Genomic DNA, 11,006 nt, shown 5'->3' with positions numbered 1-11,006 from the left:
ATATTATTTTATAAGCATAATGAAATGATCAAGCAGTGGAAAATCATCACTGACTGACATTTCTTCACAACCGCATACAAGCAAGCGATGAATGCTATGGATGACACTATAGCAGGAGCAGCTTCTGGAGAGACTGTACAAGATGCAGCGCCGAAGGATTCACAATCTCAGGCAAAAGGACAGAAGAGTAACGAATGATATATTGTTATTCTGAGCCCTTTAAGAGATTGGTATTATCCAATCTCTTTTTTTATTGTCCATATTGTGATTGGACTATAACAATAAATGGGAAAGGCAAGCTGGACGACAATCACGTCCCTCTCTCCAAGACCATGCAGGTAAACATTCACTACCAGACTATAAAAACGGGGGCGTACGAATTGGCTAAACAAGAATTAAAAAGAGATTTAAAAAATCGACATGTACAACTGATTGCAATAGGAGGAACCATTGGCACCGGTTTATTTTTAGGTTCCGGAAAAGCCATACAATTAGCAGGTCCTTCCATATTATTCTCTTATATGATAATAGGGATTGCCTTGTTTTTTGTGATGAGGGCCCTGGGGGAACTGCTTTTATCCAATGCAGGGTACACATCATTCACTGAATTCGCAACTGAATATGTCGGTCCATGGGCCGGCTTCGTGACCGGTTGGACATATTGGTTTTGTTGGATCATGACCGCAATGGCCGATATCATAGCTGTCGGTGTTTATATGCAATATTGGTTTGATGTCCCTCAATGGATTCCGGCTCTGCTTTGTCTGGTCATTCTGTTAGGATTGAACCTATTGACCGTTAAGATCTTTGGCGAATTGGAATTCTGGTTTGCCATCATTAAAGTAATCACGATCATCGCCTTGATCATCGTAGGAATTTTCCTTCTGATCCTCGGCTTCAATACCAATACCGGAACGGTTTCCCTAACGAACCTTTGGAATCATGGCGGCATGTTCCCCAATGGCATTTCCGGATTCCTGTTATCTTTACAGTTGGTCGTCTTCTCATTTGTCGGTGTCGAATTGGTCGGGGTTTCTGCAGCAGAAACGGCGAACCCGCGAAAGAACATTCCATCTGCCATCAATAAAATCCCTGTCCGGATTTTGCTTTTCTACGTTGGTGCACTATTCGTCATTCTCTGCGTCAACCCATGGACACAACTGGATGCCACAAGCAGTCCATTTGTAGAGGTCTTTGCGTTAATCGGCATTCCAGTCGCTGCAGGGATCATCAACTTCGTCGTTTTGACATCCGCTGCTTCTGCATGCAACAGCGGTTTATTTTCAACGAGCCGAATACTTTATACGTTAAGCAGGAATGGTGAAGCCCCAGCTAAGCTGGAAAAATTAAATAAACAGGCTGTTCCGAGCAATGCCTTATTCACATCCACAATCGTTGTATCAATAGGGGCATTATTAAGCAAGCTGATACCGGAACAGGCATTTACTGTCGTGACTACCATCAGTGCCATCTGTTTCATATGGGTATGGAGCATTATCTTGATCTCCCATATCAAATATTCGAAAACAAGGCCTGACCTAAGAGCCGAATCGACTTTCAAGGCTCCTTTTACACCTTTTGTCAATTACGTCATTTTAGGCTTATTCCTGTTCATCCTTATTGTTATGCTATTCGCTGAAGCTACACGGCTATCACTGCTCTTGACCCCAATCTGGTTCATCCTCTTGGTGATACTATATAATTATCGAAAAAAAAGATAGCTAAAGGAAATAAAGCCTTGAACTCAATATGAATTCAAGGCTTTATCTGCATATGAACATATTAGGCATTCGGCTTTCTGCACACTTTTGCTAAAATATATCAGGCAACTGCATTAAATTTTATATCAAAATAGTGTAAGCTAATATATATTATCGGACCTTTTCCGTCATGTATGAATTTTCCATCCGGTTTGGTTCACCCATCCATCAGTGGCATTGAAGAATGAACCCCCATTGGTGGGCGTTTCACTTTATTTAAAACGAAGGGGGTTGTTTAATGAAGATTATATATATTCTTACACTAGTTCCTTTTATAGGCATACTGGGATTTCTACCTTTTGTTAATAAAATAGAACCATATGTATTAGGGATGCCTTTCAATATGTTCTGGATGGCTATGTGGGTGGTCCTTACCTCTGCCATACTCGGCATCATGTATAAGCTGGATCCCAGGAATCGGGAAGGTGACCAGGAATGAATATTGCTCTCTTAATCATTTTAGCATTTTTACTTCTATCGATATTTTTAGGAATACGCTCTTCAAAAGGAAAAGATATGGACTTGGAACAATGGACGGTGGGCGGACGCGGTTTTGGTGCGATATTCGTCTTTCTGCTGATGGCTGGGGAAATCTATACGACCTTCTCCTTCCTTGGCGGCAGCGGCTGGGCTTATGGCAAGGGCGCACCCGCTCTATATGTTCTAATTTACATTACTTTGTCTTACGTATTATCCTATTGGCTCCTGCCGGAAATATGGAGATATGCCAAAGAAAATAAACTGATGTCTCAATCCGATTTCTTTGTAAGCAAATATATGAGTCCCAGTTTAGGAATTTTGGCTGCACTTGTCGGTGTGGTGTCGATGATCCCAGTGATCGTCGTGCAGCTGAAAGGATTGGGGATCATTGTCTCAGAAGCATCTTATGGTGCCATCTCAATGTCTGAGGCAGTTTGGATGGGGGCGATCAGCCTTACCATTTATGTGATGATCTCCGGTATACACGGTTCAGTTTGGACCGCGGTCATTAAAGATATCATGATGGTCGCCATAATAGGATTTTTGGGGATTTATCTGCCGATACATTACTTTGGCGGATTTCAGCCGATGTTTGAAGCGGTTGATGCCGCCAAGCCTGGTTTTCTAAAGTTCCCTGATCAGGGGCTTAGCGTATCATGGTTCATCTCCACGGTAATATTGCTCGTATTCGGTTTCTATATGTGGCCGCAAGTTTTCAGCGCTGTTTATTCAGCACGCAGCGGCAAGGTATTTCGAAAGAACGCCATCATCAGTCCTTTATATACACTCATGCTGTTATTCGTCTTTTTCGTTGGGTTTACAGCTATATTGAAAGTGCCCGGACTCGTTGGTGCAGATGCGGACCTCTCATTGCTGCGCCTTTCGATCGAGACCTTTGATCCATGGTTTATAGGCATAATCGGCGGCGCTGGATTGTTGACCGCATTGGTGCCGGGATCCATGCTTTTGATGAGCGTCGCTACACTGCTCGCGAAAAACGTTTATAAGGAATTTGCACCTGACGTATCCGATCGCCATATTGTACGATTGGCAAAGTTCCTTGTGCCTATCATTGCCCTTATAGCCGTCTACTTCACCTTAAACGGCGGCGAAACGATGTCGGCATTAATTCTTATGGGATACAGTCTCATCACACAGCTCTTCCCATCCCTTCTCTTTAGTCTGAAAAGGAATAATCCGATCAATAAATTTGGCGCAATCGCCGGCATCATTACCGGATTGGCCATCGTAATCTGCATTACACTCAGTCAATCGACAATAGGGACCTTGTTTCCATCCTTGCCGCAAGCAGCAAAAGATTTGAATGTGGGAATCATTGCATTGGCAGTCAATTTCATTGTGATGATCACGGTGAGTATTACTTTCAGAAAGCACGCGGTTCAGTTGGAACCTAAATCCGTTAACGATATATGAAGCAAATTTTGAAACTGGTTATGGATCAATAAACATTGGAGGCTCAGTCAAAAGACTGAGCCTTCCTTATTCTCGGCTTCCAAACATAGTGTCCTTTATCTCATTATTGTTTATGGGAAACCTCATTTTAGACTATTAATCTTTTCTGTTTATAAACAAATCCCCTATTTTAACTAATAAATACAACGAAAAAATAATCATCAAGGTTCTGGATACTACCAGGCCATCCATAGCTAAATCATATCCACCTCTTAATAAGACTTCCGGATTCAAACAAAAAGTAATCGATATTACGAAAGCTATTAAAATCAGGATAACACCGAACTGAGATCTATTTGACATTAACATTCCGCCTCACATTATATTTTTTTCCAAATAATAGCATTATTTTTAGGGATAATCTACATTCATGGTCACTGGGGATGACTCAGTTGCATTAAAAATCCAAAATAAATAGCCACCCTGATAAAGAATGACTATGTATCATAAAATATGAAGCTTTCTTAGTAAAATGCATCGTATTGCTTCCGAGCCAACAAAAAATACTCTCTTCAGAAGGTTCGGGCTTTTATTCGTGAGTTAGGAGCAAATACTCGGGAATTTCATGCTTTTACTCGTGTCCATGAAGCAAATACTCGTGACTTTCATGCCCGTTAAAGCTCATTTCAGTAATCCACTAAAGCCTTCCTGCCATCATTCAATTCTTTGACCACTTTCTTATATTCCTGCAACTCTTGTTCCAGTTTTTGTTTTCTATTTAAAATCATTCTCGCAACCTCTTTCGGGGAGGGCCCGCCTTGAATGCTTCTAATCTCCACAAAATATTCGGGAGAGATTATTTTTTTCCATTCATCTTCTGCTATGTTCACTGATACGAATTCATTGATGATCTTGTTGATTTCTTGTGTGTCCCAATCATATAGCTCTTTCCCTTCACTAATCGACTTTTTTGCAATATGACTGGCTATGGAATGGGCTTTTCTAAAGGATATGTCGTAATCTCTTGAAAGGGTATCCGCTAATTCAGTAATCGTTATACTGAATTTTGCGGCCATTTTCTTTGTATGTTCTTCATTTACTTTCAAAGTCGACATGACGGCATACATTAGTTTCATGACACGGCCTGCATTCGAAAAAGCCCGATATAAATGTGGCTGTAAATCATCTTCCGTATCGACGATATCACCAAATGGTGTATTGTGAATCATATTAATTGCAGCAAGGGCATCACCATACGCACTGCTTGCAATCGAACGGGAATGTTCAATGGAGACAGGATTCCTTTTTTGCGGCATGATGCTGCTCACTTGAACATAAGGGTCCGCCACGTGAAATGTACCAAACTCCCTTGTCACATGCTGCAGGAAATCTTGGATCCACCTTCCGGTATTGACCATGCACGTCATGATGGCAGTTGCGGTTTCCAATAAATAATCTGCCCCGCCAATCGAGTCATAGGAATTTTCAATCACCGAATCAAACCCAAGCAGTTCAGCCGTACGGTTCCGACTGATCGGAAAACCGGTGGTCGTTAACGCGGCTGCACCCAAAGGGGATTGGTTAACCGTTTCATAAGCTGCCCATAACCGGCCAATATCCCTTTGAAGCACATCATAAATGGCTAAAAAGTAATGTCCTATTGTAGTCGGCTGAGCCGGTTGGGTATGTGTGTAACCTGTAATATAGGTTTCTGTATGTTTTTCAGCCTGCACCAAGAATGCTTCACTCAATTGGTTTGCATAGCCAACCAATTGGAGCAGATGACCTCTCAAAACAAGCCGGTACATCGCAACCCCCATATCATTACGACTGCGGCCGATATGAATCTTCCCTGCAAGTTCATGGCCGATTTCCTCACCGATCTTTGCCTCCATCATGAAGAATAAGTCTTCGAATTGGGGCTGATAGGTCAACTGAGCGAGATCTGTTTGGGCCACTTTCCGAATCCCATCAAGCATGGTTTTCGCCTCTTCATCTTTAATGATCTTTTGTTCCGAAAGCATGATGACATGTGCCCGATGAATATCGAACATTGCATCAAATAAGTAATCTCTTTGATCATTAAAAACAGGCATCAGAAGCTCTCTAGCATAGGTTTTTCCTGGAAAGACACTACCTTCATTATTGATAAATTGTTCAAGCCTGCTCATCTTTGAACCTCCGATTTATAAAGCTTTTTCCGCTTTGATTCCAAAAAACTTGTTCGAAATAAAGAGAACGATTACAATCAGCGTGATTTGAATCATCCCATAGGCAGCGGCCTGCCCCATATTGAACATCCGAAGCTGATTCATGATTTCAATGGATATGGGCCTGTTTGAAATCGTGTACAACAGGACCGAGGTCGGGAATTCCCCCACAGATTCGATAAATGCCAATAATGTCCCTGATAAAACACCAGGCATAATAATCGGAAATATTACCCTTCTGAAGGTATAAAACCACTTAGCCCCCAAGTTTCTGGCTGCTTCCTCAATCGAATCATCCAGCTGCTCCAGAACGGCATTAGTCGACCGGACAACGAGTGGAATATGCCTGATGAAATAGGCAAGCGGCAAAATCCAAAATGTGCCTACCAAGATTTGACCAAAGGAAAAAACGCTAGGTTCATTGAATGCGAATATCAAGTTCATCCCTATGACCGTTGCAGGCAACGCCCAAGGAATCATGACTAGAATATCGACAAAGCTTTTCCCGACGAATTTCCGTTTGACAAGTACATAGGAAGCAATGACGCCAAACACCAGATTTGCCAACGTTGCAATAAACGCCATCAATAAACTATTTCTTAACGGCTTGAAGATATTAGGGTCTTCAAACAAAAGCCTGTAATTTTCAACATTAAATACTGTGGGATACGTTTGAAATGTCCAGGTTCCATCCGGCACAAGTGAAAGCAAGAGAATCGTAAAGTGCGGTAAAAGCAGAATAATTACGCCGATGACTCCTGTTACGACCATCACCCATTTCATAACCGGGTTCTTCACTTCACTCCTGTGTGCCCCAATCCCTTTCGAGGCCATTCGATAATCCTTCCTTTTCTGATACCAACGCATGAATAATAGAAATGAAATCGAAACGATGGATAGAATGACCGATTGGGTAGCGGCAATTTCCATATCACCATTGATTTTTGAAAAATAAATTTGCAGGCTCAACACCCTGTATCCGCCAGCTAATAAAAACGGGGCACTGAAAGAAGCCATCGATATCATGAAAACAAGTAAAGAGGCGGCAACGATTGCAGGTGTCAATAATGGAAATGTCACCTTCCAAAAAACCTTTAATTTATTTGCTCCTAAGTTATAAGCGGCTTCTTCAAGTGATGGATCTATTTTATTGATTGCAGCGGATACGGTCATATAAAAATAAACATACATCGTATAGGCATGCACGATAAGAATTCCCGGTACCCCGCCAATCTTGAATGGAACCTTATCGAGACCGAACAGGTCCTTGATGGCATTTGGAATCAATCCCGATTCTCCATATAAAAACATAAAGGCCATTACCCCTACCAATGATGGAAGGACAATCGGCAAAATCGCTGCTGATGAAAAGAAGCTTCTGCCGGGAAAATCGTAACGGTTAAAAATGAATGCGAGCGGAATGCCAATCAAGGCACTGACCAATACACTCAAAAAGGATATATAAACAGAATTCCAAAGAGCCTCTAAGTTCGTTTTCGATTCCTGTACGAAAAAGTCCTGATAATTTCCAAGGGATATCGTTCCGTCTTTTTGCAGACTTTCAATAAAGGTCCTCAATGACGGGTAGAGTACATATGCTATGAGCACCAATACAACTGGTATAAGGAGCCAAACCGTCAATCTCGTATCACGATTTTTAATCATGGCGCATCACCGCTTATGACAGGGATAAGACGCAGCTGTTTCTCGGGAAGCTGGACATACACTTCCTTTCCTTGATAAAAGTATCCAAAATCATGGGTGTTAAATACGTCGACCCTTAGTAACACGTCTTGAACATCCACCATGACATTCACAACAGATCCAAAGAATTGGACGGAATTTATTTTACCTTTAAAGATATTCGTTCCTTCTTCGGTCACATCCAGAATCCTGATTGCTTCAGGACGAATCGAAACAGCAAGGTCAGCATCACTCTGTATGATTGAAATTCCGTCCCTAGCTTGATTTTCCACCTTCAATTTAATCGGTTTTTCACTATTCTTAAGGACAATCTCTATATTATCTTGTTGAACTTTTTCAACTTGAACGGGCAAAAGATTAATCTCGCCTATAAAACTCGCCACAAAATCATTGGCCGGCCGATTATAAATTTCTGTTGGCGTCCCGACCTGGTGACATACACCATAATTGAACACAGCGATTCGATCACTCATGGATAATGCCTCAGCCTGATCATGAGTGACATAAATGGTGGTAATCTTATAATCACGCTGCAGCCTTAAGATTTCCACTCTCATTTCATCACGAAGCTTGGCATCCAGATTACTTAATGGTTCATCCAGCAGTAATATTTCCGGTTCAATGACCAGTGCTCTCGCAAGGGCCACCCGCTGCTGCTGCCCTCCGCTTAACTGGCTCACTTGACGATCCGAGTAGCTCTCCAGCCTGACCTTTTGGAGGGCATCCAGCACTCTCTTCTTTAATTCAGCAGAAGAAACCTTTCTCACACGCAAGCCAAACGCTACATTTTCAAAAACAGTCATATGGGGAAAGAGGGCATAGTTTTGAAAAACCATGCCTGTATTTCTTTTCTCCGGAGGTACACGCGTCATATCTTTGTCGCCAAATCGGACGACACCTTTAGTTGGATAATAAAAACCGGCAATCATCCGAAGTGTTGTCGTTTTACCGCAGCCGCTTGGACCAAGAAAGGTAAAAAACTCACCTTCTTTGATGTCCAGATTTAACTGGTCAACAGCTATCGTTTTCCCGAAGGCTTTTTGGACATTCTCTATTTTTATTGACGCCATCCCAACGACACTTCCTTATTCTTTAATTTCTTTATCTCCACTTTTAATATTTTCGTCCCAGTATTTCATCCACTCGTCACCTTTTTCCTGAAATGCATTCCAATCAATATCCATCGCTTTAATTTCCGTTTCCCTGATCCATTCAGGTAAACCCTTAACATCACTTCTGGTCGGAATCCTGTAAAATTCTTCTGCTAATGTTTTTGCGGCTTCTTGTGAATTCACGAACTCATAAAAGGCTTCAGCCGCTTTTGGATGCTTGGCACCTTCAACGATGGCGATACCTTCTGTCAATACTGGCGTTCCGCTTTCTGGAATGACGAACTCAAATGGATAATTTTTATTTTCTTTCAGCATGACGACATCCGGCATTGCCCAAACGGAAAGTGAGCCCTCTCCTTTGGCTACCTTGTTATACATCATTTCCGGATTCGCTGAATATTCCTTCGTGTTTTGGTCGAGCTTCTTTAACCAGTCATACCCTTCTTTTGGATCATTTGTATCCTTATACGTACGATAGATCATCGCAGAAAAAATTGTCCTCATCGTTCCGGAGGCTAACGGATAGCGGATGATGATTTCGTCTTTCCATTTCGGATCAAGCAGCTCATCCCAATCTTTCGGTACCTCGTCTTTTGATAATTCTTTGCTGTTATACATGATGACTTCCGGTGTCTGGCTTGTTCCTGTCCAATACCATTCCGAATCGCGGAATCCTTCATCGAGACTATCGGAATAGCTAGGCTTATAAGCGGCCAGCAGCCCATCATCCTTTGCTTGATTGAAGTTCGTGGAAGGTGCACCCCACCAAACGTCCGCCTGCGGATTACTTTTCTCTGAACGAACACGGTCAAGGATTTCCTGAGACCCCATATCAAGCCACTCAACATCAATACCATACTTATCTTCGAACTGCTTTTCGAATTTTGATAAAATATCTTTGCCATGCGGTGAATAAACAACGATTTTATCTTCGAGCTCACCCTTTTCGCCAGCATCCGAATTCGTTTTCGTATCTGTACCGTTACATCCCGAAATTAATAGTGCTGCCGATAAGGTCAGTACTGAAACAAGCGACTTTTTCCTATTTTTCATTAATATTCCCCCTCATCACGAAAATTCAAAATGCCATCATGTTCCCTTAAAAATAGGGAAACCGCTCCAAGCACCCCTGCGTCTTCTCCCAGTTGTGAAGTTTTCATTTCTACTAAACTTGGAAGATATCGATCAACGACTTTCCGAATTCTAGGTAAAATGTATTCAGCAGAATTTAATACACCACCTCCTAAAATGATCACTTCCGGATTTAGCAAACTAGCCGCATTGACAATTCCGCAGGCTAAATGTTCGATGGCTTCATTTATGATGGCCATAGCTGCAGTATCTCCTTTTTTTGCTGCCAAAAAAGCATCCTCCCCCGATAGTTCGGAAGATTTGGCCCGTTCGAATAAAAAATGGTGAGGATCCTTGAGGACCTCCCTGGTGAAGTGACCGCCAATCGACTTGCCTCCTGCGACACTTTCCAAATAGCCGTATCTATGGAAAATCGGCTTGAATTCACGTTTTATATCCTCTTTGTCCGTCACCATATATCCCATTTCCCCAGCGGCACTGGAAGCTCCTCTGTATAACTGGTTATTCAAGATGATGCCGCTTCCGATTCCCGTGCCAACCGCAATGAACAGTAAATTCCGCTTATTTTGTGCATTACCCAGCCACTGTTCACCTAGTGCAGCCGCGTTTACATCATTGTCCAGAAAGATGGGGAAATCAAAATAACGCTTCGCTTCTGCTATAAATGGATATTGTACCCAGCCTAAACTCGGTGCCTCTATTACTAATCCGCTTGCCGTTTGCGTAATGCCAGGGATCCCGACTCCCATCCCCAATATCCTTTCCTTCGCAATCTGATTCTTTGCAATTAACCGCTCCGTTTCAATCGCCATTTGTTTAAGCAGCCCTGAATTTAAATAAGTGTTTGTTGAAAAACTAGTGTCAGCAAGGATGTTGCCGCTTAAATCGCTTAAAACGATTTTCACTTTCGTCCCGCCTATATCGACACCGATGATATAGGCAGCCTTTTCATTAAAAAAGAGCTGGATGGGCCTCCTCCCGCCTTGAGATGAGGATACTCCTATTCCTTTCTCGTATACCCATTTCTCCTGTATAAGTTCATCCACAGCCTGAGAAACAGTTGGTTTACTTAGCTGAAGCTTAACGGCGATTTCAGCTCTTGAAATGGGTGAACATTCTTGGATGCATTGAATGATCCTTTTTTTATTTACATATTTTTGATGACTGGGTGTCCTTTTAAAACTCATCACATCACGGCCTTACATTATTTAGTTAGTAAATCTTCCTAATTAAGT

Annotated in this window: 9 protein-coding genes and 1 riboswitch; of the genes, 3 read left to right on the top strand and 6 right to left on the bottom strand. The window is 42.1% G+C overall.

Features of this window, described 5'->3' with window-relative positions; translation table 11 throughout:
* Positions 1 to 114: 114 nt before the first annotated feature.
* A riboswitch (glycine riboswitch) is annotated at positions 115 to 193 on the top strand.
* Between the two features lie 187 nt (positions 194 to 380).
* The 3 genes from ACJ9PY_RS03250 to ACJ9PY_RS03240 all read left to right on the top strand — a co-directional run bounded on the left by ACJ9PY_RS03250 (position 381) and on the right by ACJ9PY_RS03240 (position 3,674).
* Positions 381 to 1,721, top strand: coding sequence for an amino acid permease (locus ACJ9PY_RS03250; protein ID WP_106028090.1), 1,341 nt, complete (start codon positions 381 to 383; stop codon positions 1,719 to 1,721).
* A gap of 277 nt (positions 1,722 to 1,998) precedes the next feature.
* On the top strand, positions 1,999 to 2,199 hold the full coding sequence (locus tag ACJ9PY_RS03245; RefSeq protein WP_048685209.1) for a DUF3311 domain-containing protein: 201 nt from the start codon (positions 1,999 to 2,001) through the stop codon (positions 2,197 to 2,199).
* The gene (locus ACJ9PY_RS03240; protein WP_411739468.1) at positions 2,196 to 3,674 is read left to right on the top strand and encodes a sodium:solute symporter family protein; all 1,479 of its coding nucleotides are present in this window, start codon (positions 2,196 to 2,198) and stop codon (positions 3,672 to 3,674) included. Before ACJ9PY_RS03245 ends, ACJ9PY_RS03240 begins: the two co-directional genes overlap by 4 nt.
* Before the next feature lie 135 nt (positions 3,675 to 3,809).
* On the opposite strand, the gene ACJ9PY_RS03235 is transcribed toward ACJ9PY_RS03240, so the two are convergent.
* The 6 genes from ACJ9PY_RS03235 to ACJ9PY_RS03210 form a co-directional block, all read right to left on the bottom strand.
* Entirely contained in the window at positions 3,810 to 4,016 is a 207-nt protein-coding gene (locus ACJ9PY_RS03235) for a hypothetical protein (RefSeq protein WP_250161119.1), read from the bottom strand.
* 323 nt (positions 4,017 to 4,339) lie between these two features.
* Complete coding sequence (gene argH / locus ACJ9PY_RS03230) at positions 4,340 to 5,824, bottom strand: argininosuccinate lyase (protein WP_411739467.1); 1,485 nt, start codon at positions 5,822 to 5,824, stop codon at positions 4,340 to 4,342.
* A 15-nt stretch (positions 5,825 to 5,839) separates the two neighbouring features.
* Positions 5,840 to 7,528 carry an ABC transporter permease gene (locus tag ACJ9PY_RS03225; protein ID WP_411739466.1) on the bottom strand — a complete coding sequence of 563 codons (1,689 nt, stop codon included), beginning with the start codon at positions 7,526 to 7,528 and terminating at the stop codon, positions 5,840 to 5,842.
* Positions 7,525 to 8,637, bottom strand: coding sequence for an ABC transporter ATP-binding protein (locus ACJ9PY_RS03220; RefSeq protein WP_264640226.1), 1,113 nt, complete (start codon positions 8,635 to 8,637; stop codon positions 7,525 to 7,527). The genes ACJ9PY_RS03225 and ACJ9PY_RS03220 overlap by 4 nt, the downstream gene beginning before the upstream one ends.
* 15 nt (positions 8,638 to 8,652) lie before the next feature.
* The gene (locus ACJ9PY_RS03215) at positions 8,653 to 9,732 is read right to left on the bottom strand and encodes an extracellular solute-binding protein (protein WP_411739465.1); all 1,080 of its coding nucleotides are present in this window, start codon (positions 9,730 to 9,732) and stop codon (positions 8,653 to 8,655) included.
* Positions 9,732 to 10,958 carry an ROK family transcriptional regulator gene (locus ACJ9PY_RS03210; protein WP_411739464.1) on the bottom strand — a complete coding sequence of 409 codons (1,227 nt, stop codon included), beginning with the start codon at positions 10,956 to 10,958 and terminating at the stop codon, positions 9,732 to 9,734. Before ACJ9PY_RS03210 ends, ACJ9PY_RS03215 begins: the two co-directional genes overlap by 1 nt.
* Positions 10,959 to 11,006 lie beyond the last annotated feature (48 nt).

Source organism: Peribacillus sp. S4, from assembly GCF_046715815.1.
In the GTDB taxonomy this organism is placed as follows: domain Bacteria; phylum Bacillota; class Bacilli; order Bacillales; family DSM-1321; genus Peribacillus; species Peribacillus frigoritolerans.
Note: the sequence above shows the minus strand (reverse complement) of the source record. Positions and strands in the feature narration are given on the sequence as shown.